Source organism: Neisseria sp. P0001.S005, from assembly GCF_051963715.1.
In genome coordinates this window covers 1-438 of the sequence record NZ_JBQCTZ010000612.1, presented here as the reverse complement: position 1 = coordinate 438, position 438 = coordinate 1, and the positions used below count along the sequence as shown (strand labels likewise).

The following is a 438-nucleotide window of genomic DNA, read 5'->3' as shown; positions in this document are numbered from 1 at the left end:
GAACGCCTGACCGATTTCGGCAAAAAATTACGTGCCACCAGTTTGGACGAACTTCCTGAATTATGGAATGTCTTAAAAGGCGAGATGAGTCTAGTTGGCCCTCGTCCGCTGCTGATGCACTACCTGCCGTTGTACAACGACTTCCAAAACCGCCGCCACGAAATGAAACCGGGCGTGACCGGTTGGGCTCAAGTCAATGGCCGCAACGCCATTTCATGGGATGAGAAATTTGCCCACGATGTTTGGTACATCGACAACTTCAGCTTTTGGCTGGATATCAAAATTTTGTTCCTGACGGTTAAAAAAATCTTCGTCAAAGAAGGCATCTCAGCCGAAGGAGAAGCCACCATGCCTTATTTCACGGGTAATAAAACTGATGAAAAAAAATAACATACTGATTCTGTCGGCAGGTCGCCGTGTCGAATTGGTGCAGGACTT

At 47.3% G+C, this 438-nt stretch carries 1 protein-coding gene; it reads left to right on the top strand.

What is annotated here, in order from left to right; all coding sequences use genetic code 11:
* Positions 1-390: sugar transferase (locus tag ACTHSP_RS21990; protein ID WP_440347008.1), on the top strand; the 390-nt coding region annotated here is incomplete at its 5' end.
* Positions 391-438 lie beyond the last annotated feature (48 nt).